This is a genomic window from Leifsonia sp. NPDC102414, assembly GCF_044765685.1.
In the GTDB taxonomy this organism is placed as follows: Bacteria; Actinomycetota; Actinomycetes; order Actinomycetales; family Microbacteriaceae; genus Leifsonia.
In genome coordinates, this window is sequence record NZ_JBIWKN010000003.1 from 180,751 (window position 1) to 205,830 (window position 25,080).

Consider the following 25,080-nt stretch of genomic DNA (forward strand, 5'->3'; position numbering starts at 1 on the left):
GAACGGCACAGTCCGTGCGGGCGAACGAGACCTTCGGTCGGCCATTCACGGCGACCGAGTCACCCCTGCACTCTTCTCGGTCGCTGCCTGTGATCGAAAGGGTCTCCCCGTGTCGAATACTCACCGTCCCGCACCGCCAGGAACAGCGCAGGCGCCCGCATCAACCTGGCGCCGCCTCGTCATCCCGCTCGGGATCGTCGCGCTGATCGCCGCCCAGGGCGTCGCCCTGCGGCTGACCGGCGTTCACGTCCCGCCGCTCCTCGGGGTGCTCGCGTTCGGCGTCGCGATCGTCGCAGCCGCCTTCGCCCTCGCGTGGGCGGGGGAGGCCGCCGAGGTCGACATCTCCGGAGGCCTCGCGGTGGGGCTGCTGGCGATCATCGCGATCCTGCCCGAATACGCCATCGACCTGTACTTCGCGTTCACCGCGGGCTCCGACCCGTCGCAGGCGCAGTATGCGGCGGCGAACATGACAGGCTCCAACCGGCTGCTGCTCGGCTTCGGCTGGCCGTTCATCCTGCTGATCGCGTTCCTCGCCTTCCGCGCAGCGCGGCGCCGTCGCACGCCTGTCGATCCGGACGTGCAGGCCACGCCGTTCGCCATCGTGCTGCCGCGCGACAACCGCGTGGAGCTCGGCCTCCTGCTGGTCGCCTCCGTCCTCACCCTGCTGATCCCGCTCACCGGACAGATCCACGTCGTGCTCGGGGTGCTGCTGCTCGCCCTGTTCGCGTACTACCTGTGGCGGGTGTCGACCGGGGAGAGCGACGAGCCGGAGCTGATCGGCGTCGCGCACAGCATCGGCACACTGCCCACCCGCGCCCGCCGGACGACCGTCATCGCGATCTTCGTGCTCGCCGCCGTGATCATCCTGCTGCTCGCCGAACCGTTCGCGAACAGCCTCGTCGAGGGCGGCCGGTCGCTCGGCATCGACGACTTCCTGCTGGTGCAGTGGCTGGCGCCGCTTGCGTCCGAAGCCCCCGAGTTCGTGATCGCGGTGATCTTCGCCCTGCGCGGCAAGGCGGCGATGGGCATCGGCATCCTGCTCGCCAGCAAGGTCAACCAGTGGACGGCGCTGGTCGGCACCCTCCCGATCGCGCACCTCATCGGCGGCGGAGGTCTCGCCCTTCCGATGGATGGGCGCCAGGTCGAGGAGTTCACCCTGACGGCGACGCAGACCATCCTGGGGGTGGCCATGCTGCTCACCCTCCGGTTCAGCGGGCGCTGGGCCGTCGCCCTGTTCGTCCTGTTCGCCGCGACGTTCGTGTTCACCACGACGGAGGCGCGCCTGATCGTGTCCGCCGTGTATGCAGTGCTCGCCGTCACCCTGTTCGTCCTGCGCAGGCGCACGCTGCTGCCGACGCTCGCGGCGCCGTTCCGGTTCGGGAAACGGGAAGCGCCTGCCGTGCTGGAGGAGGAGCGCGCGGGATGATCGAGGGATGACGACGACCATCCGCCCCGCCACCGCAGCCGATGCCACGGCGGTCCTCCGCCTCTTCGACGACGCCATCGCCTGGTTCGTCAGCATCGGGAACACCCGGCAGTGGGGCACGGAACCGTTCTCCACCCAGCAGAAGCAGGTGGACAGGGTGACCGGCTGGGTCGCGGAGCCGGGCGCGTGGGTGGCCGAGCATCCGGATGCGGGGGTCGTCGGGGCGCTGATCCTCGGCGATGCGACCGACTATGTCCCTGCGGCGACAGAGCCGGAGCTCTACGTGAAAGTGCTGATCGGCTCCCGCGACCCGCGAGCGAAGGGCACGGGCAGGGCGCTCCTCGCGTTCGCCGACGAGCAGGCGAAAGCGGCGGGCGTCCGGATGCTGCGCGTCGACTGCTACGCGGGAGGCACGGGCGACCTGGTGAGGTTCTATGAGTCGTGCGGTTACGTCACGACAGACACGTTCCTGGTGGGGGACTGGCCAGGGCAGGTGCTGGCGCGGATAGTTGGTGCATGAGGACTTTCGGGGTGGAGGAAGAGCTGCTGCTCGTCGACGAGCACACCGGCGCCCCGCGAGCCGTCGCACCCCAGGCGCTCGCCGCGGCGGCGGGCGACGACGAGCCGGGGCGCGGCCACGGAGAGGCCGCCCCGGAAGTGGCCGCGGAGATCCACCAGGAGATGCTCGAGACGCAGACCAGGCCGCTGACCTCCACCGGCGACCTCCTGGCCGACATCGTGGCAGGCAGGGAGCGCGCGGACCAGCTGGTCCGCCCTCTCGGCGTGCGCGCGGCGGCGCTGGCGATGTCTCCGCTGCCCGTCCAGCCGCATCCCACGGAGAAGGAGCGCTACGGCGAGATGATGCGGAGGTACGGGGCCACCGCTCACAAGACGCTCGTCTGCGGCTGCCACGTGCACGTCGGCATCGCGTCGCGCGAGGAGGGCGTCGCTGTGCTCGACCGCATCCGCACCTGGCTGCCCGTGATCCTCGCGCTGAGCGCCAACTCGCCGTTCGCGGACGGCGCGGACACCGGGTACGCGAGCTTCCGCTTCCTCACCTGGCACCAGTGGCAGAGCGCAGGGCCCACGGAGGTGTTCGGATCAGTGGAGGAGTACGACCGGTTCGAACGGGTGCTCGTCGACACCGGCGTCATCCTCGACTACGGAATGGTCTACCTCGACGCCCGGCTGTCGCACAAGCAGCCGACGGTCGAAGTGCGCATCGCGGACGTCTGCCTGGATGCGCGGGACGCCGTGGTCCTCGCCGCCATCATCCGCGCGCTGGTCGACACGGCGGCGGAGGAGTGGCACGTGGGTGTGCAACCCTCCGATCTGCCGTCCGCTGCGCTGCGGCTGGCCGGGTGGCAGGCGGCGCTGACCGGCACGCAGGGCAGGCTGCCGCATCCACAGCACGGGGCCGGCGCATCCATCGCTGACGCGCTGGACGCCTTGCTCGCCCACATCGGAGCCGCCCTCGAGGCGAACGGCGACCTGGAGCTGGTGCGCGACGGGCTCGAGCGCATCGTCGCTGCAGGCGGAGGGGCCGGCAGGCAGCGGGCGGCGTTCGCCGTGCGTGGGAGCCTCGAGGACGTGGTCTCCGCAGCGGTGGATGCGACGCACGAGCTGAGCAGGTCGGGCGACGACCTGTCCGTGCTCTGATCCGCGGTCGGCGCAATACGGCTCAACACCCGCTATCGCACCGCGGTGTTTGCGAATACTCTGCCGGACATGACCGGGAAGCAGCTCGACCACCAGCACGCGGTCTACAGCTACGGCACGACGCCGCTCACACTCATGTACAGCCCGACGGCGACCGCGGCGTGGGAGGTCTACTACGGCGGAGAGTACCTCGGCCTGATCGAGGAGGTGCACCTCGACGGCGAGGCGTGGCCGCGGTTCGTTGCGCGACTCCCCGGCGAGGAGGAGGGCACAGAGGTGGGCGACGGCGTTCCGGCGTCGGACTGGCGGCTCGCAGTGGAGGTGCTCGCGGCGCACGCAGGACTCTGACCGGCGGCGCATAGCGACCGCGGAGGAGATGCATTCACCCCGCATAGGGTCAGCAAAGGTCACAGGAATGTAACGACGTGAGGGTTGTCCTCATGTCGCACACACTCTCACCCCTGTCGCTCGACATCGTCGTGCCCGTCTACAACGAGCAGGCGACGCTCGAACAGTCCATCCGTCAGCTCAACGCCTACCTGACCCGCGAAATCGACCAGACCTGGCGCATCACGATCGCCGACAACGCGAGTACGGACGCGACCGCACAGATCGCCGACGCGCTCGCGGGCGAACTCCCCGGCGTCGTCGCGGTGCACCTCCCGCAGAAGGGCCGGGGTCGCGCGCTCAAGCTGGTGTGGGGCTCGTCGCCGGCCGACGTGCTCGTCTACCTCGACGAAGACCTCTCCACCGACCTCGCCGCCCTGCCACCGCTCGTCGCTCCGCTGCTCTCCGGCCACTCCGACCTCGCCATCGGCACCAGGCTCGGCCGAAGCGCGCGGGTCACCCGCGGCGGCAAGCGCGAGTTCATCTCCCGCAGCTACAACCTGCTGCTGCGTCGCACGATGGCGGTCGGCTTCAGCGACGCACAGTGCGGGTTCAAGGCCATCAGGCGGGAGGTGGCGCACCGGCTCCTCCCGCTGGTCGAGGACGACGCGTGGTTCTTCGACACCGAACTGCTGATCCTGGCTGAGCGGGCCGGGCTGCGCATCCACGAGATCCCCGTCGACTGGGTGGACGATCCGGACAGCTCTGTCGACATCGTGTCGACGGCGCGAGCAGACCTCAAGGGGATGCTCAGGGTCGGCAGCAACATCGCGCGCGGCCGCATCCCGCTCGAGTCCGTGTACGCGGAGCTCGGGAGGCGGCCGTTCGACCCGCCGAGACCGCCGAGCTTCTTCGGGCAGGTGGTGCGCTTCGGCGTCGTCGGCGTGCTGTCGACCGCCGCGTACGCGGTGCTGTATCTGCTGCTGCAGGGGCTGATCCCCGCGCAACTCGCGAACTTCGCCGCGCTGCTGATCACCACGATCGCGAACACCGGGGCGAACAGGAGGTTCACGTTCGGGGTCAGGGGCAGGAGCGGTGCCGTGCGGCACCAGTTCCAGGGGCTGATCGTCTTCGGGGTCGCCTGGGGGATGACCGCAGGATCGCTCGCCGTGCTGCACCTGTCGGCGCCGGGTGCAGGAGCCAGGGCGGAGCTGATCGTGCTCACGGTCGCGAACCTCGTGGCGACCCTCGTGCGGTTCGTGCTCCTGCGGCTCTGGGTGTTCCGAGCATCCCGTCGCCCGGCTCCCAGCGCCGCACCGCCAGCGGTGGACGCTGCCCCTCCCATCCCGATCGAGTCGATGCGGGACTACGCACTGCACACCACCGATCTCCGACAGGAAGCGAACGGATCATGACCACCACGACGCAGGACCACCCGGCGGTGACATACCCCGCCTCCGAACAGCCGACAGCCGGAGGACGGCTTAAAGCGGCCGGACGCCGGCTCATCCGGGGAAGGGTGGGGAGCGCCGCCTGGGAGCGTCCAGCTCTGCTCGGTCTGCTCGGCGTCGCAGCGCTCCTCTACCTGTGGGATCTGGCGGCGAGCGGCTACGCGAACTCGTTCTACTCGGCGGCCGTGCAGGCGGGGAGCGTCAACTGGGAGGCGTTCTTCTACGGCTCGAGCGACGCCGCCAACTCGATCACGGTCGACAAGCCGCCGGCGAGCCTGTGGATCATGGCGCTCTCGGTGCGGCTGTTCGGGCTGAGCTCGTGGAGCATCCTGGTGCCGGAAGCGCTGATGGGTGTCGCGACCGTCGCCATCGTCTACTGCATCGTACGGAGGCACTACTCGGCGCAGACCGCGCTGCTCGCGGGCGGTGTGCTGGCGATCACACCGGTCGCCGTTCTGATGTTCCGGTTCAACAACCCGGATGCGCTGCTGGTGCTCCTGTTGACCGCATCCGTCTACTTCACTCTCCGCGCCATCGAGTCCGGCCGGATGCGCTGGCTGCTGCTGGCAGGGGTGGCGGTCGGATTCGGCTTCCTGACGAAGCAACTGCAGGCGTTCCTCATCCTCCCTGTGCTGGCCGGTGCCTACCTGGCCGTGGCTCCGGTCTCCTGGAGGAAGCGGTTCGGTCACCTGTTCGCCGCCCTCGGCGCGGTGATCGTGTCTGCGGGCTGGTGGGTCGCCGTCGTCGAGCTGGTGCCTGCGTCCATGCGCCCGTACATCGGCGGATCGCAGACCAACAGCTTCCTGGAGCTGACGTTCGGCTACAACGGGCTCGGTCGCCTCACCGGCGACGAGACAGGCAGTGTCACCGGTGGCGGCGGGACGACCGCTGGCGGAGGGATGTGGGGAGCCACCGGCATCCTGCGTCTGTTCGAGAACGAGATCGGCGGCCAGATCGCCTGGCTGCTGCCCGCCGCCCTGGTGCTGTTCGTGCTCGCGCTGGTGCTCGACCGGGCGGCGAAGCGGACGGACGCGCGCAGGGCGACGCTGCTGCTCTTCGGCGGGTGGCTGATCGTCACGGCCCTCGCGTTCAGCTTCATGGCCGGGATCTTCCACGCCTACTACACCGTCGCTCTCGCTCCGGCACTGGCGGGGACCGTCGCCATCGGGGCCGCTGCGGCCTGGTCGGCGAGGGAGAAGCCTTGGGTGCGCATCCTGTCGGCGGTGACGCTGATAGGCACGGCGGTGTGGGCGTGGGTGCTGCTCGACAGGGCGGCGGACTGGCTGCCCTGGCTGAAGGCGGTGGTGCTGGTGCTGGCGATCGTCGGGGCGGTACTGCTCGTGCTGCCTCCGCGCGGTCGGATGTTCGCGGGAGCCACCATCGCCACCACGCTCGTCGCCGCACTGCTCGCCCCCGCCGCGTACTCGGTGGAGACCGTGGCGACGCCCCACACCGGCTCGATCGTGACCGCAGGCCCGACAGTCTCCGGGTCGATGGGCGGCCCTGGCGGAGGTGCGGGCCGCGGCGGCTTCGGCGGGGCGCAGGGAGGCGCGGGAGGACCAGGCGCGGCTCCCGGACGGACGGGGGCCGCAGGAGGAACGGGCGGCACCGGTGGTGCAGGCGGTGGGTTCGCGCCTCCCGGCGGGACCGGAACGACGCAGGGCGGCGCAGGGACCACCACCGGCGGCACCGCTCAGGGCGGCGGGATGGGCGGCCTCCTCGGCTCCTCGGCCGTCAGCTCGCAACTCAGCGCTCTGCTGAAGTCCGACGCGTCGTCGTACACCTGGGTCGCTGCGGCGATCGGCTCCAACTCGGCGGCCGGATACCAGCTCGCGACGCAGGAGGCCGTCATGCCCATCGGCGGCTTCAACGGCTCCGACCCTTCGCCGACGCTCGCGCAGTTCATGGCGTACGTCGCCGCGGGGAAGATCCACTACTTCATCGCGGGCGGCGTCGGGCAGGCGAACGGAGGGAGCAGCGCATCCAGTGCCATCGCGAGCTGGGTGGAGCAGAACTTCACGGCGACGACGGTCGGGAGCACGACGGTCTACGACCTCACCAGGTAGACCGGCGGCCGCAATAGGCGATGTCGGGGGTCCGCGCCATCATGGAGACATGACGGAAAGCGGGCCCTCGATCGCGCGCGCCCGGGGCGACCACGACGATGGCCGACCGGGGGATACCGCCGAACCGCGCGGGCACCTTGGCGTCGCCGGCGGCACGGCGCTGTACGTCGCCGCCGTCCTCGGCACAGGCATCCTCGTGCTTCCGGCGCTCGCCGCGTCGGTGGCCGGGCCGGGCTCGATCATCGCGGTCGCCGCCCTCGCCGTCATCTCCATTCCGCTGGCCGCCACGTTCGCGGCGCTCGCACGCCGGCATCCGGATGCCGGCGGCGTCGCGACCTTCGCCAGACGCGCCTTCGGCCCGACCGCCGCCCGCGTCATCAGCTACTGGTTCTTCTTCGGAACGCCGATCGGGGCGCCGATCGCCGCACTGATGACGGCCAGGTATGTGGTCGCGGTCATCGGCGGGGATGCGCTGACCACCACGCTCATCGCCATCGGTCTCATGGTCATCCCGGTCATCGTGACGGCGTTCGGCGTGCGGTTCGCCGGGTGGCTGCAGCTGGTGCTGTCGGCCGCACTGGTCGCCGTGCTCGTCTTCGTGCTCGCCGCCGCCGTCCCGCACGCGAACCCGGCCAACCTGCAGCCGCTGCTGCCGCACGGCTGGGAGGGCGTCGGCCTCGCGATGAACCTCTACATCTGGGCGTTCGCCGGATGGGAGGCCGTGGCGGGGATCGGTGGGGAGTTCCGCAACCCGAAGCGGGACATCCCGCGGGCGACGGCGCTGGCGCTCGTGATCGTGTCCGTCGCGTACCTGGCGATTCAGACGGTGACGGTCCTGGTGCTCGGCGGACGCGCATCCACCAGTGCCGTGCCTCTGCTCGACCTGGTGGTGGTGTCGTCCGGCAGGGGAGGCGGGATCGTGGTGGCGGTCATCGCTGCCATCGTGGTCACCGGGGTGTTCAACGCGTACCTGGCGGCGTTCAGCAAGCTGGGCGCCGCGATGGGGCGCGACGGCGACCTGCCGCGCTGGTTCGGGCGCGGTGCGGAGAACGGCGGCATCGCGCGTCGCGGCCTGCTGCTGTCCGCCGTGATCATGGCGGCGTACTCCGCGGTGGTGCTCGCCAGCGGCGACCTGCAGCCGTTCATCCTCGTGCACACGAGCATCGCCGCGGCGGTCTATGCGCTCGGCGTCGCTTCGGCGCTCGTGCTGCTGCCGCGCCGGTCGGTCGGCTGGTGGATGTCGCTCGCGTCCTGCGTCTTCGCGGCCGGCCTCCTCCTCCTCGCCGGCTGGCACCTGGTCTTCCCGCTCGCCCTCGCGATGGCTGCCGTCCTCATCCGCCCCCGCCGTCACTCACGTCCCGCCCCCACCCCCTCCGCTCCCCGATGATCGAGTCCGAACCTGTTCAGGCGACGCGCCGGGGTCTGGCCTGAACAACTCCGGACTCGAACGCGTGGTGCGGCACGCATAATTGGGGGGTGACGCACGAGGAAGGCGCGGGCAGGGCCGCCAGTATGCGCGATGTCGCGCGCGTCGCCGGAGTATCGCACCAGACCGTGTCGCGCGTGCTGAACGGGCACCCGAGCATCCGGGCGTCGACGCGCGAGAGGGTCGTCCAGGCGATGGATGCGCTGCACTACCGGCCGAACCGCGCAGCGAGAGCGCTGGTCACCGCCAGGTCGAACACGATCGGGGTGCTCACCTCCTCCGCCGCCGCGCTGTACGGCCCGGTGTCGAGCATGGGCGCGATCCAGAACGCCGGACGCGAAGCTGGGTACTACGTCACCGTGGCGCAGCTCGCCGACCTCAGTGCGGAGAGCATCGCGGACGGGATCGACCACCTGCTCGCGCAGGCTGTGGAGGGCGTCGTCGTGATCGCCCCGCAGGAACGGGTGCTCGACCAGATCGCCACCAGCCTCGACGTTCCGTACGTGACGCTGCAGGCGGGTGCGCAATACGCGGAGAAGGAGCTGTCGGTCGACCAGATCGCCGGAGCCCGCGCCGCCACCCGCCACCTGATCGACCTCGGGCACCGCAGGATCGCCCACGTCTCCGGGCCCCTCGGCTGGATCGAAGCGCAGGCCAGGGTGCGCGGTTTCGAGGAGGAGCTGCGCTCGGCCGGGCTCGATGCTCTCCCGCCGATCCGCGGCGACTGGTCTGCGCAGTCCGGCTACGTCGCCGGTCTGGAACTGCTCGCCGACCTGACCATCACGGCCGTGTTCGCCTCCAACGACCAGCTCGCCCTCGGGGTCATGCACGCTGCGCGCGACCTCGGCAGGGACATCCCCGGCGACCTCAGCATCGTCGGCTTCGACGACATCCCGGAGTCTGCGCACTTCTGTCCGCCGCTCACGACGGTCAGGCAGGACTTCGCCGAGCTGGGCCGCCGCTGCGTCGCCAGGCTGGTCGCCGAGATCGAGTCGACGGAGGAGCCGCACCCCGGCAACGTGCAACCGGCGCTCATCGTGCGCGCCTCCACCGCCGCGCCGCGCTGACCGGTCAGTCGTCGTCCATCCATCTGCGCGGTCCTGGTCCGCTGCCGCCGAGCTCGTCCGACGGGTTCTGCAGCGCGCAGGTGCGCAGGCTGAGGCACCCGCATCCCATGCAGCCCGTGAGGTCGTCGCGCAGGTGCTCGAGATCCCGGATGCGGTCGTCGAGCGCATCCCGCCACAGCCGCGAGAGCCGTGCCCAGTCCTTCTTGGTCGGCGTCCTCTCCTCCGGTAGCGAATCGAGCGCGATCCGGATCTCGGCGAGCGGCACGCCCACCCGCTGCGAGACCCGGATGAACGCCACCCGACGCAGCACGTCCCTCCGATAGCGCCGCTGGTTGCCCGCCGTGCGTTCGCTGCTGATGAGGCCCTGCCGCTCGTAGAAGTGCAGGGCGGACACGGCGACGCCGCTGCGCGCGGCCAGGTCGCCGACGCTGAGGATCGGTTCGGACGGGTTCATTGACCTCAACCGTAGTTGAGGTCATAGGCTCGCACCATGACCAGTGACGACATCGACCGCACGGGCGCGCCAGCGCAGCCGGGCGCGGCCGTTCAGCCCGATGCGCCGGAACGGCAGGGTGCGCCGGAACAGCAGGGCGCCGCAGTCGCCGATCTCTCTCCGCCAGGGGGTGTGCTGAGCCAGCAGTACCGCTGGGTGAGCATCGGGATGTGCGCCCTCATCATGCTGGCGGCGTTCGAAGCGCTCGCCGTCACCACGATCATGCCCACCGTGAGCCGCGAGCTCCACGGTGCGAGCCTGTACGCGTTCGCGTTCGCCGGCCCGCTCGCCGTCAGCGTGGTCGGCATGGTGCTCGCGGGTGCATGGTGCGACAGGGGCAGCCCGAGGAACGCGCTGTTCGCCTCCGTCGGGATGTTCGTGGCCGGGCTGCTCGTGGTGGGCACAGCCCAGAACATGGGCGTCTTCGTGGCGGGCCGGCTCATCCACGGTTTCGGCGGAGGGGCGCTGACGGTGGCGCTGTATGTGATCGTCGCCCGCGTCTATCCCGCGTCGCTGCACGCCAAGATCTTCGCCGGGTTCGCGGCGGCCTGGGTCATCCCGTCGCTGATCGGACCGCTGATCGCGGGGGCGCTCGCCGAGTCGGTCGGGTGGCGCTGGGTGTTCCTCGGCGTCGTCGCCCTGGTGGTGCTCGCGATGCTGATGGTGGTGCCCGCGATGCGCGGGGTGCACCGGCCTGCCGATGGCGAGGAGCGTCCACCGCTCGACCTGCGGCGCATCGGCTGGGCCGTGCTCGTCGCTGTCGCGGTGCTCGCGCTCAACCTGACGGCGGAGGCGCGCGGCCCCGTGCAGTGGATCGCGCCCGTGTTCGCCGTGGCCGTCGCGCTGTTCGCCATCCGTCCGCTGCTGCCTGCACGGGCGCTCCGCGCGGCCCGCGGCCTGCCGAGCGTGATCCTGGTGCGCGCGATCGTCGCGGGGACGTTCTTCGCCGCCGAGGTCTACGTCCCGCTGCTGCTGGTGACGGAGTTCGGTTTCACGGCGGCCCTCTCCGGCCTCGCTCTGACCGCTGCAGGCGTGAGCTGGGCGGCGGCGTCATGGGTGCAGGGCAGGTTCCCCGCGATCCGCAACAGCACGGCGGCGATGCTCGGCTCCGCCGGACTCAGCATCGCGGTCGGTTCGCTGCTGCTGACGGCGCTCTTCCACCTCCCGCCGGTGATCGTGGTGCTCGGCTGGGCGTTCGCGGGGGCAGGCATGGGCATCCTGTACCCGAGGCTGGGCGTGCTCACGCTGGAGTACTCGACGATCGAGAACCAGGGCTTCAACAGCTCGGCGCTGTCCATCGCGGACGCGATCGGCTCGTCGATCTCGCTCGCGGCGACCGCGATCGTCTTCGCGGCGCTCGCCGGACTGGGCGGCGCGTGGCCGTTCGTGGGAGCGTTCGCCTTCACGGGCATCCTGTGCCTGGCGTCGTGGGCGGCAGGCCCGCGCATCCTGGTGTCGCGCCGCTGACGCGGCACCCATCCAGACTCGTCGCGGCGGCAGCCGGACGGCTCCCGAACCGCGGGGCCGAGCGACAGCCGTCCGCCGCCGCGACGATACTCCGAGGTCACACGACGACACGCCCGGTTCACCTCGCGTCCCCCTGTTGAAACCCTGAGTGGATACTGTCATTCCGTTCACAGAGAGGACACCCATGTTCCCCATCGCCTTGGCCGCCGACGGCCTGATCGCCACCGAGACCACCGCATACAACCCTGTGCCGTCCGTCATCGGCGGACTCATCGGATACATCCTTGTCGTCATCGCCCTGTGGCCCGTGTTCACCAAGGCAGGCAAGCCGGGCTGGGGCGCACTCATCCCGATCTACAACACCTACCTGCTGGTGAAGATCGGCGGATTCCACGGCGCGCTCGTGATCCTGTACTTCATCCCGATCGTCAACATCATCGTCGCGATCATCGTGGCCCTCGGTGTCGGCCGTGCGTTCGGCAAGGGTGCTGCGTTCAGCATCTTCCTGCTCTGGCTGCTCGCGATCATCGGGTACTTCATCGTCGGCTACGGCAGCTCGCAGTACGTCGGTCCCGGCGGCAGGCGCGAGGCCGTCACGGCGTAGTCACCGCCAGTCACGCAGAAGGGTGCGGCCGGGAATCTCCCGGCCGTACCCTTTCGCGTTCGCGTCTGCGTACTCCTGCTCAGGCGCTCGCGCTCGCCGTCGCACGCGCGTACTGCTCGCGGATGACCTGCCTGGTGTCCACGGCCAGCGCGGGGGCCGCATCCACCGTCCAGGACGGGCGTGTGCCGGTGAGCGCCCATGCCGCCTGAACCGCCGCGCCGTCCGCGACGTACTCGCCGGGCGACGGCACGACGACGGGCGCGTCGAAGACCTGCGCCGCGATGGCAGCGACCGCACGGTTCTGCGCCGCACCGCCGATCAGGAGCACGCGCTTCTCGCGCACGCCGACCGCGCGAACAGCGTCGAGACCGTCTGCGAGGCCGCAGAGCATCCCCTCGATCGCGGCGCGTGCGAAGGTCGCCGGCCGGGTGCTCGCGATGGTGAGCCCGTGGATGCTCGCGGTCGCGTCCGGCAGGTTCGGCGTGCGCTCTCCCTCGAAGTACGGGACCAGCACCACGCCCTCTGCGCCGGGCTCGGCGGACAGTGCGAGCTCGGCGAGCGCGTCGAAGTCGACGGAGAGCAGGTCGGCGATGGAGCTGAGCACGCGGGCGGCGTTGAGGGTGGCGATGAGGGGCAGGCTGAGCCCGCTCGCGTCGGCGAAGCCGGCGACGGTTCCCCTCTCGTCGGCGACGGGAGCGTCCGTGACCGCGAACACCGTTCCGCTGGTGCCGATGGACACGACCACGTCGCCGTCCGCGGCGCCGAGCCCGAGTGCAGCGCCCGCGTTGTCTCCCGCCCCTGGCCCGACCAGTACGCCGGACGGGGTGCGCCCGGCCGGCTCCGCCGGCCCGAGCACGCGGGGGAGCACGACGCCGTCGCCCGCGGCGCCGGCCTCGCGGGCGCCGCGGCCGAATGCCTGGGAGAACAGGTCGAGGTCGTACGCACCGGACGCGGCACCCCAGTACGCCGTGCCGCTCGCGTCGGAGCGGTCGGTGGTCAGGGCGTCGAGGTCGGGGCCCAGCTCGCTCTCGCCCTCCGGGCCGTAGCCGAGCAGGCGCCAGGTGAGCCAGTCGTGCGGGAGTGCGACGGCCGCGACGCGCGCGGCGTTCTCCGGCTCGGCATCCCGGAGCCAGCGCAGCTTGGTGGCCGTGAACGACGCGACGGGCACGACGCCGACGCGCGCGGCGTACTCCGCGGCGCCGACCTCTGCGATCAGGTCGCGGGCAGCCTGCGCGGAGCGGGTGTCGTTCCAGAGCAGGGCGTCGCGGACGACGCGGCCCTGTGCATCCAGTGCAACCATCCCGTGCTGTTGTCCGGCGATGGAGACGGCGGCGACGTCGTCGAGTCCTCCGGCCTCCGCGATGGCCTGCTGCAGCGCAGTCCACCACGCGGCGGGGTCGACCTCCGTGCCATCCGGATGCGCGGCACGGCCGAACCGCACGACGGCTCCCGTCTCCACGTCGCGCACGACGATCTTGCAGCTCTGGGTGGATGAGTCGACTCCGGCGACCAGGGTCATCCGCTCTGTCCTTTCAACGGGGGAGAGGGGCGCCCCGGTCGGAGCGCCCCTCAGGAGTGGGTCGGTTCAGCGTGCGCCGAGCAGGTGCTCGAGAGCCAGCTGCTGCAGCCGGACGAAGCCGAAGCCCTTGCCGCCGAAGTACGCGTCGGCGTCGAAGTCCTCGAATGCCGAGCGGTCGGCGAGCAGGTCGTCGTAGCTCTCGCCGTCGGCGATGGTCGGCTGCGCGAGCTGGGTGACGCGCGATGCCTCCAGGGCCTCCTGCACCTCGGGGTCGGCGCGGAACGCCTGCGCGCGCTCCTTGAGCAGGAGGTAGGTGCGCATGTTGGCGGCTGCGGAGTCCCAGACGCCGGTGATGTCCTCCGTGCGCGACGGCTTGTAGTCGAAGTGGCGGGGGCCGTCGTACGACGGGCCGCCGTTCGGGCCGCCGTTCTCGAGCAGGTCGACGAGCGCGAACGCGTTCTGCAGGTCGCCGTGACCGAAGACCAGGTCCTGGTCGTACTTGATGCCGCGCTGGCCGTTGAGGTCGATGTGGAAGAGCTTGCCCTGGTACAGCGCCTGGGCGATGCCGGCGGCGAAGTTCAGTCCGGCCATCTGCTCGTGGCCGACCTCGGGGTTGACGCCGACGAGCTCAGGGCGCTCCAGGGTCTCGATGAACGCCATGGCGTGGCCGACGGTCGGCAGGAGGATGTCGCCGCGGGGCTCGTTCGGCTTCGGCTCGATGGCGAAGCGGATGTCGTATCCCTTGTCGGTGACGTACTGGCCGAGCAGGTTGACGGCCTCGCGGTAGCGCTCGAGCGCAGACCGGATGTCCTTGGCGGCGTCGTACTCCGCACCCTCGCGGCCGCCCCACATGACGAACGTCTTGGCGCCGAGCTCTGCCGCCAGGTCGAGGTTGCGGAGCACCTTGCGCAGCGCGAAGCGGCGCACGGCGCGGTCGTTGGAGGTGAAGCCGCCGTCTTTGAAGACCGGTGCGCTGAACAGGTTGGTGGTCACCATCGGCACGATGACGCCGGTGTCGGAGAGGGCGCCCTTGAGGCGGTCGATCTGCTTCTGACGCTCTGCGTCGGTGGAGCCGAACGCGAACAGGTCGTCGTCGTGGAAGGTGAGGCCGTACGCGCCGAGCTCGTTGAGCTTGGTGACGGCCTCGACGACGTCGAGCTGCGGGCGGGTCGGGCCGCCGAACGGGTCTGTGCCGTTGTATCCGATGGTCCAGAGGCCGAACGAGAACTTGTCTTCGCGGGTGGGTGTTGCGGTCATGGGAGTTTCCTTCAGGTGTTCGATGGGATGGAGATCGGAATGCGATCGGTGGTGGGGTCGATGGTGAATGCGGTGGCGCCGTCGCCGACGCGCGCCAGGTAGTCGCCGCTGAAACCGGAGACGGCGACGCGACCGTGCTCGTCGGTGATGGTGCTGGTGGGGGACAGCCACCAGTCCTCCTTCACCAGGCGGCGCAGCGCGTCGTACGAGGGTTTGGGCGTGCCGTCGGCGCGGACGAGCCCGATCGGCGCTCCGAGCCAGGCGTCCGCGTCGGTGATGCCCCAGTACGTGATGGCCTCGACGGCGGGATGAGCGACGAGCGAGCGGTAGTGCCGCACGAGTTCGTCGGCCTGGCGCTCTTCGCCGTCCGGCGTGGACGGCCACGACGGGATGCGGTAGTCGTTGAGGTCGACGATGTCGGCGGGCATCAGGTGCCCGGAGACCAGCGATGTCTCCGTCAGGTGCAGAGGGAGGCCGTAGCGGGCGAACCGGTCGACCGTCGCGAGCATCGCATCCTCTCCCCAGTAGCCCTGGTGCATGTGCGTCTGCAGGCCGATGGCGTCGATCGGGATGCCGGCCTCCAGCACGCCCTCGATCAGGCACTCGTATGCGGTGGACAGGTCGAAGTCGTTGAGCAGCAGCTTCACCCGCGGGTTGGCCGCTCGCGCTTCCTCGAACGCCATCCGGATCATCTGGATGCGGCCTCTGGCGCGGGCGAGCGGGCTGATCGCGTTCACGCCGTTGTCGAACACCGGCATGATGACGACCTCGTTGATTGCGTCCCAGGTGTCGATCAGGCCGTCGAAGTCGCGCACGTCGCGGTGGATGCGTTCGCGCTGCAGGCGCTCGACCTCGTCGAGCGGCAGGCCGAGCAGCCAGTCGGGCTGCACCGTGTGCCAGACCAGAGGGTGACCCTTCAGCGCGACGCCTCTCTCGCGGAACCAACGCGCCGTGCGCTGCAGCCGCAGCGTGTCCGGTTCTCCGCGGCGCTGCTCGAACCTGCCCCAGTAGAACGGCAGCGTCGCCGTGTTGAAGACGTCGGTGTACAGCGCGGCGAGGCGCTCGTCCGCGTCGCTCGTGCTCTCGCCGTTGGCGATGCCGATGAAGTCGAAGCCGATGTTGCCGAACGTGAAGGCGTGCCTGGTCTGTTCGACCGTGACCTCGACGCCCGCGAGCGGCTCTCCCCGTGTATCCAGAACCGTCACGACGGCCTCGTGGATGCGGTGGGCCTGCGCCGTGCTCGACGGTGCGGCTGCGGAATAGATCGACACTGATTCACTCTCGGAGGGGAATTGTTGTTTCTAAGAACATATCAGCGAGAGCGGCCGATGGGAAATGGAATTTTCGTCAGGCGGTCGGCGCAGGCCCCGTGCTGGCGCGGACGACGAGTTCCGCCGGCAGGTGGACCCCGCTGGACACGGGCTGGTCGTCCAGCAGGGCGAGCAGCATCTGCAGCGCGCGCTCGCCGAGTTCGTGCAGGGGTTGCGCGACGGTGGTGAGCGGGGGCGTGGCGTTCGCCGCATCCGGGATGTCGTCGAAGCCGACCACCGACAGATCCTCCGGGATGCGCAGCCCGAGCTCGCGAGCCACCGACACGACGCCGAGTGCCGAGGTGTCGTTCGCGGCGAACACCGCCGTCGGCCGGTCTGGGCGGCTCAGCAGCTCCCTGGCGACCGTGGCCGACTGCGCGGCCGAGTACTCGCCGAAGAGCACGAGCTCCTGGTCGAACGGGATGCCCGCCTCTTCGAGTGCTGTGCGGTAGCCGTCCTCGCGGAGCTGGGCGGATGCGAGGTCCCTGCGGCCACGGATGTGCGCGATCCTGGTGTGACCGAGCTCGATGAGGTGGCGCACGGCGACGAGCGCGCCGCCGACGTTGTCGGAGTCGATCGTCGCCGGGCCGCCCTGCCCGGTGTGCGGGTCGATCGCGACGACAGGGATGGACGTGCTCGGGATGAGCGTGGTCGGCGTCACGATGATCGCGCCGTCGATGAGCGTCCCCGCCAGGCGGGAGAGCGACTTGCGCTCCCAGCCGACGCTGCTCTCGCCGGAGACGAGCCCGGTGTACGCGAGTAGCTCGTACCCGGTGCCGGTCGCGGCGACGGATATGCCCTTGAGGAGTTCCACCGAGAACGGCTCGAACTCCGCGACCAGGATGCCGATGACGTTCGTGCTGCGCCTGCGCAGGCTGCTCGCCACCAGGGACGTCTCGTAGCCGAGCTCGTTCACGACCTCCATCACGCGGCGAGAGGTGGTCGGTGCGACGCCGTATCGTTCGTTGACGACCTTCGAGACGGTGGACACCGAGACGCCGGCCGCCCGAGCGACGTCGTTGATCGTCACCCTGCCGAAAGAGGATGGATCGAGTTCGGTGGACATAGTGGACACAGTACCGTGCGCCCAGCGGTTTTCCGGGTTGCCGACAGCAATCTCGATAACGATATCGAAAACGTTATCGACAACGTTTGACAAAGCGCGCGATCGAATGCGAAGCTCTCCGCGGCGGACGATTGTGCGTCAATGAGGACAACCAAGGAGTTTCCACAATGAAGAGGCAATTTCGGGTCGCGGGTATTCTCGCGGTCGTTGCGGGCACAGCGCTGCTCGCGACGGGCTGTTCTGGCAACAGCAACAGCAGTTCGAGTGACGGCAAAGTCTCGATGACTTTCTGGACCAACGCGACCACCGGTCCTGGCCAGACCTTCTGGAAGAAGACCATCGCGGACTTCGAGAAGGCCAACCCCAACGTCACGATCAAGATGCAGACCATCCAGAACGAGGACCTCGACGGAAAGCTGCAGACCGCGCTCAACTCGGGCGACGCTCCCGACATCTTCCTGCAGCGCGGCGGCGGCAAGATGGCCGCCATGGCGGACGCGGGCCAGCTCATGGACATCAGCGACTCGATCGACGCAGACGTCAAGAGCGCTGTCAGCGACGGAGCGTTCAAGGGCGAGTCGTACCAGGGCAAGGTCTATGCCATGCCGATCGACGTGCAGCCGGAGGGCATCTACTACAGCCAGGACCTGTTCAAGGCAGCGGGCATCGACACCCCGCCGACCACGATGGACGAGCTGAACGCCGACATCGTCAAGCTCAAGGCGACCGGCGTCGCACCCGTCGCCGTGGGCGCGAAGGACGCATGGCCGGCAGCGCACTGGTACTACAACTTCGCACTCCGCGAGTGCAGCGAGTCGACGCTCGACAAGACGGCGTCGACCCTCAAGTTCGACGACTCGTGCTGGACCAAGGCCGGAGACGACCTGAAGGCGTTCAACGACACCAAGCCGTTCAACGACGGGTTCCTCACCACCGCAGCCCAGCAGGGCGCAGGCAGCTCGGCCGGTCTCGTCGCGAACCACAAGGCGGCCATGGAACTCATGGGCGCCTGGGACCCGGGAGTGATCGCGTCGCTCACGCCCGACGAGAAGCCGCTGCCCGACCTGGCGTGGTTCCCGTTCCCCGCGACCTCCAGCGGTAAGGGAGACCCCGCATCCATGATGGGCGGCCTCGACGGATACTCCTGCTCGGCCAAGGCGCCGAAGAAGGAGTGCACCGCGTTCCTCAACTACACCGCCACCAAGGACGTCCAGGAGGCGTACGCCACCGCGTTCAACACCATCCCGGTGAACAAGGACGCTCAGGGCGGCATCGAGGGCGCGTACATCAAGCCGGTCCTCGAGGCGTACAACAAGGCGCCGTTCGTCTCCCAGTACCTCGACACCCTCTACGGCCAGAGCGTCGGCAACGCGCTCAACACCGGTGTCGTCAACCTGCTGGCAGGTCAGGGTTCCGTCGCCGACATCATCAGCGGCGTCAACCAGGCCGCCGCTAAGGGGTAATCAGAACCATGAGCAGTTCCCTGGATGCGAAGTCGGAGATCGACACGCAGCCGAGCGGGGACGTGCAGACGGTCGGGGGCGGCGCACAGCGTGCGTCGTCCCCGGCCGGGGCGCGGCCCAAGCGGAAGGCAGATCGTCGCAAGGGCCTGGAGATCGCGATTCTCGCCGGGCCAGCGATCATCATCTTCGTCGGCTTCGTGATCCTGCCGGTCATCATGGCCGCCTACTACGGCTTCTTCAAATGGAAGGGCTACGGCGCCCCCACCGACTTCGTCGGAATCAACAACTACCTCATCATCTTCACGGACAGCGCGTTCCACCAGGCGCTGCTCCACAACGGCATCATCGTGGTGCTGTCCCTCGTCATGCAGGGCCCGGTCGCGATCATCCTGGCCCTCCTGCTCAACCAGAAGATCCGCGGGCGCTCGATCATCCGCGTGCTGATCTTCGTCCCGTACGTGATCTCCGAGGTGATCGTCGGAACCGGCTGGAGCCTCATGCTCCAGACCTCCGGCGCGATCAACGACCTGCTGGAGCACATCGGGCTCGGCGCGTTCAAGGCCAACTGGCTGTCCGATCCGAAGATCGCCATCTGGACCCTGATGATCATCATCTCGTGGAAGTACATCGGCTTCGCCGTCATCCTCTTCCTCGCCGGCCTGCAGAGCATCCCGGAGGAGCTCTTCGAGGCCGCGCAGATCGACGGGGCGAGCTACTGGCAGATCCAGCGCAGGATCACCCTGCCGCTGCTCGGGCCGACCGTACGCATCTGGGCGTTCCTCTCGATCATCGGGTCGCTGCAGTTGTTCGACCTGGTGTACATCATCTGGGGCCAGTACGTCGCATCCACGGCGGGCACATCGACCATGGCGACCTACATGGTGGCCAACGGGCGCAACTCGGGGAACTACGGGTTCGGCAACGCCGTCGCCGTCGTGATCTTCGTCATCTCGCTCGTCATCGCACTGATCTACCAGCGCTTCGTGTTGCGACGTGACATGGCCGGCGCGATCACGGAGAAGGAAAAGTGACCACCACAGCACTCCGCACGGCGGCCAGGAAGGAGTCGGTGTCGTTCGGCACCCGCTTCCGTCGCGCCAAGCCGTTCACCTACCTCGTCGCACTCGTGTTCATCGCGGTGTGCCTCGCCCCCGTCCTCTACATCGTCGTCGGCGGCTTCCGCACCAATTCGCAGATCACGAACGCGCCCTCCGCGTGGCCGAACCCGTGGCAGTTCGACAACTACCTCAACGTGCTGGTCAGCTCGACGTTCTGGCAGGAGGTCGGGAACTCGGCCATCGCCGGGCTCGCGACCACGCTCGGCGTCGTCGTCCTCGGCGTGATGGTGAGCTACGTGCTCGCCCGCTACGACTTCGTCGGCCGCGGTGCGATGTACGCCCTGTTCGCGGCCGGCCTGATGTTCCCGATGACCGTGGCCATCACCCCGCTGTACCTGCTGGTGAAAGACCTCGGCCTCACGAACAACCTCGCGGGCGTCATCCTGCCGCAGATCGCGTTCGGGCTGCCCACCACGGTCATCATCATGGTGCCGTTCCTCAAAGCGATCCCGATGGAGATCGAGGAGGCGGCATCCATCGACGGTGCGAGCAGGCTCGGCTTCTTCTGGCGCATGGTGATCCCGCTGTCGCTGCCCGGGGTCGTCACCGTCGGCATCCTGGCGTTCATCGGCAGCTGGAACAGCTACATGCTTCCCCTGTTCATCCTGAACGACCAGTCGACGTTCACGCTGCCGCTCGGCGTCCAGGCGTTCTCGTCGCAATACTCGGTGGACACGGCCAAGGTGCTGGCGTTCACCTCGCTGTCGATGATCCCGGCGCTGATCTTCTTCTCGCTGTTCGAGCGCCGCATCGTCGGCGGCCTGACCGGCGCGGTCAAGGGCTGACCGCGGCTCCCGCCCGTTTCCCTCTCCCCGCATTCAGCTCTCTTTTGTGATTGGTTCCTGTGAAGAAAAGCACTGAGTCCGCGACCGTTCCTCCCGCGGCCATGCCAGACGTCTCGGAGCGCGTCCGCGCGCTGCACGCCCGGATGACCCTCGAAGAGAAGCTCGCGCAGATCGTCGGATACTGGCTCGACCAGAACGGCCTCGTCGCCCCCATGCAGGGCGAGATGGCCGCGGGTCAGGAGACGAAGGGCAGCCTCGCCGACGTGACCCGTCACGGGATCGGGCACTACACCAGGGTCTACGGCACCCGGCCGGTCGATCCTGCGGAGCGTGCAGCCTGGCTCTGGCAGGAGCAGCGCAGGCTGAAGCGAGAGACCAGGCTGGGCATCCCCGCCCTGGTGCACGAGGAGTGCCTGACCGGGCTCGCCACCTGGAAAGCCGCGACCTTCCCGACGCCGCTGGCCTGGGGTGCGTCTTTCGACCCTGAGCTGGTGCAGCAGGTGGCCCGCTCGATCGGCGACGCGATGAAGCAGCTCGGCATCCACCAGGGTCTCGCCCCCGTGCTCGACGTGGTGCGCGACCCCCGCTGGGGTCGCGTTGACGAGTGCATCGGCGAGGACCCATACCTCGTCGGCACCGTCGGCACCGCGTATGTGCGGGGCCTGCAGGATGCGGGGGTGCACGCAACGCTCAAGCACTTCCTGGGATACTCGGCGTCCCGTGCCGGCCGCAACCACGCGCCGGTGCACGCGGGGCCGCGCGAGATCGCCGATGTCTTCCTCCCACCGTTCGAGATGGCCATCCTGGACGGCGGCGCCCGCTCGGTGATGAACTCGTACACCGAGATCGACGGCGTCCCGGTGGCCGCCGACCCGGATCTGCTCACCGGGACGCTGCGGGAGAAGCTCGGCTTCGACGGCGTCGTCGTCGCCGACTACTTCGCCGTCGCCTTCCTGGAGGTCATGCACGCCGTCGCCGCCGACCGCGGAGAGGCGGCAGCGCTCGCGCTGGAGGCCGGCATCGACATCGAGCTGCCGACAGGAGACGCCTACCTGCAGCCGCTGGCCGACCGCATCCGAGCCGGTGCGTTCGACGAGGCGTATGTCGACCGCGCCGTACTCCGTGCGCTCGCGCAGAAGGAGGAGCTCGGACTGCTCGACGCCGACGCGTTCGAGGACGAGCCGCCTGCGGTGGTCGACCTCGACTCGCCGCGGCACCGTGAGCTGGCCAGACGCCTCGCGGAGGAGTCGGTCGTGCTGCTCAGGAACGACGGCGTCCTCCCGCTCGGCGCACGCCGGACCCCGGTCTCGACGGTGGCGGTGATCGGCCCGAACGCCGACAGGGCAGAGGCGCTGCAGGGCTGCTACTCCTTCGCCAACCACGTCCTGCCAGCGCACCCCGGCCTCCCGCTCGGATTCGAAATCCCGACCGTGCTGGAGTCGCTGCCAGGCGCGTTCGCGGACGCGGGGCTCCCCGTCCCCGAGTTCGTCCACGCCGAGGGCTGTGCTGTTGAAGGCGACGACGAGTCCGGTTTCCAGGCGGCGGTGGATGCGGCGACCGGGGCCGACCTCGCCGTCGTCGTCGTCGGCGACCAGGCGGGTCTGTTCGGCCGCGGCACGGTCGGTGAGGGCAACGACTCAGAGTCGCTCGAGCTGCCCGGCGCCCAGCGCCGCCTCGTCGAGGCCGTCATCGCGACGGGCACGCCGGTCGTGATGGTCCTGCTCACCGGCCGCCCGTACGCGATCGACTGGGCGCTCCACAGCGAGGCGGCCCCTGGCGCCGTGCTCCAGGCCTTCTTCCCCGGCGAAGGCGGAGGACCCGCCATCGCCGACATCCTGACCGGACGCGTGAACCCGTCCGGCCGCCTCCCCGTCTCGATGCCGCGCTCGGCAGGAGCACAGCCGTACTCCTACCTGCACCCGATCCTCGGCGGCCCGTCCGACGTGACGGCGACCGACTCCACTCCGGTGCTCCCGTTCGGCTTCGGTCTGTCGTACAGCTCGTTCGCGTACTCCGACCTCGCGGTCGACCTGACCGCATCCACCGACGGGTCGTTCGCAGCGACGCTGACGGTGACCAACACCGGCTCCGTGCGCGGAGCGGACACCGTGCAGCTGTACGGCCGCGACGTCGCAGCGACCGTCACCCGCCCGGTGGCGCAGCTGCTCGGCTACGCCAGAGTCACCCTCGACGCCGGCGAATCGGTGCGCGTGACCTTCGATGTGCCTGCCACCCGGTTCGCGTTCAGCGATCGCGGGATGGTCAGGGTCGTCGAGCCGGGAGACGTGGAGGTGTGGGCGGCGACGCACGCGGCCGCATCCACGGGTCTCCGCGGCGACGAGGTCACCGGCGGCGCCATCGTCAACGAGAAGCAGGCGGATGTGCGGGACATCCCTGGTGCGGCGACGCCGCGGGCGACGCTGACGCTGACCGGCGCCGTGCACCAGGTGACGTCCGCGGACAGACGGACCGTGCGGGTGCTGCTCTCGGAGCGCGTGCCGGAGACGGTCTAGACCGCTAGAGGCGCGTCGCCAGCCAGCGCGCCTGCTTCTGCCACTGCACGGCGGACCCGCCCTCGTGGTCGTTGAACGGGTACACCTCGAGCGTCGTGTCCTCCGCCGCGAGGTGGTTGTACGCGGCCACCGTGGTCGACGGCGGGACGACGCTGTCCATGAGCGCCACCGAGAACAGCGACGGGGCGTGGATGCGGCGGGCGAAGTTCACGCCGTCGAAGTACGAGAGGGTGCGGAACACGGCATCCACCTCGTCGCGGTGCACGGCCAGGTAGGTGGCGAGTTCCAGGTACGGGCCGCCGACCGCGACCTCGGCGCCGCGGCGGAAGGCGCAGAGGAACGCGACGTCGGGGAGCACGGCGCGCACGCCGTCGGCGAGAGCCGCCGCGGCGATGGCGATGCCGCCGCCCTGACTTCCGCCCGTCACGGCGATGCGGCCGGCGTCGACGAACGGGAAGGCGCGTGTCGCATCCACGGCCCGCACCGCGTCGGTGAAGACGCGGCGGTAGTAGTACGCGGACGGGTCGTGGATGCCGCGGGTCATGTATCCGGGAGTCGCAGGGCCGGAGCCGTGCGGGTCGGGGGTGTCGCCTCCCGTGCCCCAGTTGCTGCCCTGGCCGCGGGTGTCCACGAACACGTGAACGTAACCGGCGAGCGCCCAGAGCACGTTCTCGCCTGGCAGGCCCCGCCCTCCGCCGTAGCCCTGGAACTGCACGACGGCGGGCAGGGGACCCTCCGCATCCCGTGGCCGGGAGACCCAGGCGCGCACCGGCTCGCCGTTGAAACCGGGGAAGGTCAGGTCTTCGACGACGAGCTGCGTGATCGGGGTGTCCGCCGGGGTGAGGGTGGTCTCGCCTCCGGCTGCGCGCGCTTCGGCGAGCGTCTCCGTCCAGAACGCGTCGAAGTCGGCCGGCTCGTCCACCTCGGGGCGGAAGGCGAGCAGTTCGGCGGGGGAGAGGTCGGTGAAAGCCATCTCTGAGCGAGTCCTCCTGGGAAGTTTTCGCCGGATCGGGCGAAAGGGATGGGCCACATTGTGGCACAGTGTGTGCATGTCCGATCACAACCGGCCGACACTGGAGGCGATAGCGCGGCAGGCGTCCGTCTCGCTGTCGACCGCGTCCAAGGTGCTGAACGGTCGGCCGGGGGTGTCCGCATCCACTCGCCAGCGGGTCGAGGAGCTGCTGCGGGACTCCGGCTACGCCAGGCGCGGCCTCGATCCAGAGCGCGGCGGGCTGGTCGAGCTGGTGGTCGAGGATCTGCTGAGCGAGTGGTCGGTGGAGATCATCCGCGGCGTCGAGCGGATCACGCGCGAGGCCGGGTTCGTGCTCGCCCTCTCCGCACTCGGCGACCACCACAAGCCGCGGGACGAGTGGATGACCGGGGTGCTGCAGCGCAAGCCCGTCGCGGTCATCCTGCAGTTCTCCGACCTCACCGTGGCGCACCGCAGGCAACTGCGCACCAGGAACATCCCCTTCGTCGTGGTGGACCCGGCAGGCGACCCTCCAGCGGACGTCCCCGCCGTCGGTGCCACCAACTGGGCGGGCGGCGTCGCGGCGACCAGGCACCTGATCGGCCTCGGCCACACCAGGATCGGCGTCATCTCCGGCCCGGCGGACCTGATGTGCTCGCGGGCGAGGGTGGCGGGATACCAGTCCGCTCTGGCCGAGGCCGGCATCCCGTTCGTGGAGGAGCTTGCGGGCTCCGGCTCGTTCGGGCAGCGCGACGGTGAGCGGGAGGGGCGGCGGCTGCTCGGCCTCCGCGACCGGCCCACCGCGATCTTCGCCGGCAACGACCAGCAGGCGCTCGGCGTGTACGACGCTGCGGCGGCTCTGGGGCTGGAGGTGCCACGGGATGTCTCCGTCGTCGGCTTCGACGACGTGCGGCCTGCGCTGTGGGCGCGGCCGCCGCTGACGACCGTGCGCCAGCCGCTGCAGGAGATGGCGGAGGAAGCGACCAGGATGGCGCTGCGGCTGCGTTCCGGCGAGGTCGACAACGCGCGTCTCGAGCTGGCCACGTCGCTCGTGGTGCGGCAGTCGACGGCGGCTCCCACATCCTGAATCGGC

21 protein-coding genes are annotated in these 25,080 nt (G+C 69.7%); 15 read left to right on the forward strand and 6 right to left on the reverse strand.

Annotation, left to right across the window (positions count from 1 at the left end; all coding sequences use genetic code 11):
- Nucleotides 1–109: 109 nt before the first annotated feature.
- From ACIRCZ_RS13650 to ACIRCZ_RS13685, 8 genes are all read left to right on the forward strand, one after another.
- A complete protein-coding gene (locus ACIRCZ_RS13650; protein WP_402853994.1) occupies nt 110–1,426 on the forward strand; it encodes a sodium:proton exchanger in 1,317 nt (438 codons plus the stop codon).
- A 7-nt stretch (nt 1,427–1,433) separates the two neighbouring features.
- Entirely contained in the window at nt 1,434–1,946 is a 513-nt protein-coding gene (locus ACIRCZ_RS13655) for a GNAT family N-acetyltransferase (protein WP_402853996.1), read from the forward strand.
- A complete protein-coding gene (locus ACIRCZ_RS13660) occupies nt 1,943–3,085 on the forward strand; it encodes a glutamate--cysteine ligase (RefSeq protein ID WP_402853999.1) in 1,143 nt (380 codons plus the stop codon). The genes ACIRCZ_RS13655 and ACIRCZ_RS13660 overlap by 4 nt, the downstream gene beginning before the upstream one ends.
- 69 nt (nt 3,086–3,154) lie before the next feature.
- Nucleotides 3,155–3,433, forward strand: a complete 279-nt coding sequence (locus ACIRCZ_RS13665) for a hypothetical protein (RefSeq protein WP_055890417.1) — start codon at nt 3,155–3,157, stop codon at nt 3,431–3,433.
- Nucleotides 3,434–3,525: 92 nt separating this feature from the next.
- A complete protein-coding gene (locus tag ACIRCZ_RS13670) occupies nt 3,526–4,827 on the forward strand; it encodes a glycosyltransferase (RefSeq protein WP_402854002.1) in 1,302 nt (433 codons plus the stop codon).
- A complete protein-coding gene (locus ACIRCZ_RS13675) occupies nt 4,824–6,929 on the forward strand; it encodes a glycosyltransferase family 39 protein (RefSeq protein WP_402854005.1) in 2,106 nt (701 codons plus the stop codon). Before ACIRCZ_RS13670 ends, ACIRCZ_RS13675 begins: the two co-directional genes overlap by 4 nt.
- Before the next feature lie 49 nt (nt 6,930–6,978).
- On the forward strand, nt 6,979–8,316 hold the full coding sequence (locus tag ACIRCZ_RS13680; protein WP_402854007.1) for an APC family permease: 1,338 nt from the start codon (nt 6,979–6,981) through the stop codon (nt 8,314–8,316).
- Nucleotides 8,317–8,441: 125 nt separating this feature from the next.
- A complete protein-coding gene (locus tag ACIRCZ_RS13685; RefSeq protein ID WP_055890426.1) occupies nt 8,442–9,422 on the forward strand; it encodes a LacI family DNA-binding transcriptional regulator in 981 nt (326 codons plus the stop codon).
- Nucleotides 9,423–9,426: 4 nt separating this feature from the next.
- Here ACIRCZ_RS13685 and soxR read toward each other — a convergent pair whose 3' ends face one another.
- Nucleotides 9,427–9,876 carry a redox-sensitive transcriptional activator SoxR gene (soxR, locus tag ACIRCZ_RS13690; protein WP_402854010.1) on the reverse strand — a complete coding sequence of 150 codons (450 nt, stop codon included), beginning with the start codon at nt 9,874–9,876 and terminating at the stop codon, nt 9,427–9,429.
- A 36-nt stretch (nt 9,877–9,912) separates the two neighbouring features.
- Between soxR and ACIRCZ_RS13695 the strand changes: the two genes are divergently transcribed.
- Both ACIRCZ_RS13695 and ACIRCZ_RS13700 read left to right on the forward strand, forming a co-directional pair.
- Nucleotides 9,913–11,382 (forward strand): MFS transporter, encoded by a 1,470-nt coding sequence (locus tag ACIRCZ_RS13695; RefSeq protein ID WP_402854013.1) that lies wholly within the window; start codon nt 9,913–9,915, stop codon nt 11,380–11,382.
- 184 nt (nt 11,383–11,566) lie between these two features.
- Nucleotides 11,567–11,986: a DUF5684 domain-containing protein gene (locus ACIRCZ_RS13700; RefSeq protein WP_235500292.1), complete on the forward strand. Its 420-nt coding sequence runs from the start codon at nt 11,567–11,569 to the stop codon at nt 11,984–11,986.
- Nucleotides 11,987–12,065: 79 nt separating this feature from the next.
- On the opposite strand, the gene xylB is transcribed toward ACIRCZ_RS13700, so the two are convergent.
- From xylB to ACIRCZ_RS13720, 4 genes are all read right to left on the reverse strand, one after another.
- Nucleotides 12,066–13,505 (reverse strand): xylulokinase, encoded by a 1,440-nt coding sequence (xylB, locus tag ACIRCZ_RS13705; protein WP_402854017.1) that lies wholly within the window; start codon nt 13,503–13,505, stop codon nt 12,066–12,068.
- A 66-nt stretch (nt 13,506–13,571) separates the two neighbouring features.
- Nucleotides 13,572–14,762 carry a xylose isomerase gene (gene xylA / locus ACIRCZ_RS13710; RefSeq protein ID WP_402854019.1) on the reverse strand — a complete coding sequence of 397 codons (1,191 nt, stop codon included), beginning with the start codon at nt 14,760–14,762 and terminating at the stop codon, nt 13,572–13,574.
- An 11-nt stretch (nt 14,763–14,773) separates the two neighbouring features.
- Nucleotides 14,774–16,033, reverse strand: coding sequence for an endo-1,4-beta-xylanase (locus tag ACIRCZ_RS13715; protein WP_402854021.1), 1,260 nt, complete (start codon nt 16,031–16,033; stop codon nt 14,774–14,776).
- 76 nt (nt 16,034–16,109) lie between these two features.
- Nucleotides 16,110–17,138, reverse strand: coding sequence for a LacI family DNA-binding transcriptional regulator (locus tag ACIRCZ_RS13720; RefSeq protein WP_055890436.1), 1,029 nt, complete (start codon nt 17,136–17,138; stop codon nt 16,110–16,112).
- 167 nt (nt 17,139–17,305) lie between these two features.
- On the opposite strand from ACIRCZ_RS13720, the gene ACIRCZ_RS13725 reads away from it, so the two are divergent.
- The 4 genes from ACIRCZ_RS13725 (at nt 17,306) to ACIRCZ_RS13740 (ending at nt 23,017) form a co-directional block, all read left to right on the forward strand.
- Complete coding sequence (locus tag ACIRCZ_RS13725; protein ID WP_055890438.1) at nt 17,306–18,601, forward strand: ABC transporter substrate-binding protein; 1,296 nt, start codon at nt 17,306–17,308, stop codon at nt 18,599–18,601.
- Nucleotides 18,602–18,609: 8 nt separating this feature from the next.
- Nucleotides 18,610–19,632: a carbohydrate ABC transporter permease gene (locus tag ACIRCZ_RS13730; RefSeq protein WP_402854024.1), complete on the forward strand. Its 1,023-nt coding sequence runs from the start codon at nt 18,610–18,612 to the stop codon at nt 19,630–19,632.
- A 38-nt stretch (nt 19,633–19,670) separates the two neighbouring features.
- A complete protein-coding gene (locus ACIRCZ_RS13735) occupies nt 19,671–20,504 on the forward strand; it encodes a carbohydrate ABC transporter permease (protein ID WP_235500368.1) in 834 nt (277 codons plus the stop codon).
- Between the two features lie 101 nt (nt 20,505–20,605).
- A complete protein-coding gene (locus tag ACIRCZ_RS13740) occupies nt 20,606–23,017 on the forward strand; it encodes a glycoside hydrolase family 3 N-terminal domain-containing protein (RefSeq protein ID WP_055890442.1) in 2,412 nt (803 codons plus the stop codon).
- Nucleotides 23,018–23,021: 4 nt separating this feature from the next.
- Here ACIRCZ_RS13740 and ACIRCZ_RS13745 read toward each other — a convergent pair whose 3' ends face one another.
- Nucleotides 23,022–23,990 (reverse strand): acetylxylan esterase, encoded by a 969-nt coding sequence (locus ACIRCZ_RS13745; RefSeq protein WP_055890444.1) that lies wholly within the window; start codon nt 23,988–23,990, stop codon nt 23,022–23,024.
- Between the two features lie 76 nt (nt 23,991–24,066).
- Between ACIRCZ_RS13745 and ACIRCZ_RS13750 the strand changes: the two genes are divergently transcribed.
- Entirely contained in the window at nt 24,067–25,074 is a 1,008-nt protein-coding gene (locus tag ACIRCZ_RS13750; RefSeq protein WP_402854027.1) for a LacI family DNA-binding transcriptional regulator, read from the forward strand.
- The last annotated feature ends 6 nt before the right edge of the window (nt 25,075–25,080 follow it).